Source organism: Vibrio sp. OPT24, from assembly GCF_015163545.1.
In the GTDB taxonomy this organism is placed as follows: Bacteria; Pseudomonadota; Gammaproteobacteria; order Enterobacterales; family Vibrionaceae; genus Vibrio; species Vibrio cyclitrophicus.
On sequence record NZ_JADDYI010000064.1, the window covers coordinates 1 to 236 of the forward strand.

2 tRNA genes are annotated in these 236 nt (G+C 48.3%); both read left to right on the forward strand.

The annotated features are described in order from the left end of the window. Positions 1 to 14 precede the first annotated feature (14 nt). Positions 15 to 90, forward strand: a tRNA-Gly gene (locus IQO02_RS20035). Between the two features lie 61 nt (positions 91 to 151). Beyond that, a tRNA-Met gene (locus IQO02_RS20040) sits at positions 152 to 228 on the forward strand. Positions 229 to 236: the final 8 nt, after the last annotated feature.

Consider the following 236-nt stretch of genomic DNA (forward strand, 5'->3'; position numbering starts at 1 on the left):
AACGGTTAGCTTATGCGATACTAGCTCAGTTGGTAGAGCGCAACCTTGCCAAGGTTGAGGTCATCGGTTCGAACCCGATGTATCGCTCCAATTTCTTTCTTAGGATTGATGTTGGAAATATAGAGTCATTAACTTAAATAATGCATCCGGACGCGGGATGGAGCAGTTTGGTAGCTCGTCGGGCTCATAACCCGAAGGTCGTCGGTTCAAATCCGGCTCCCGCAACCACATTACAG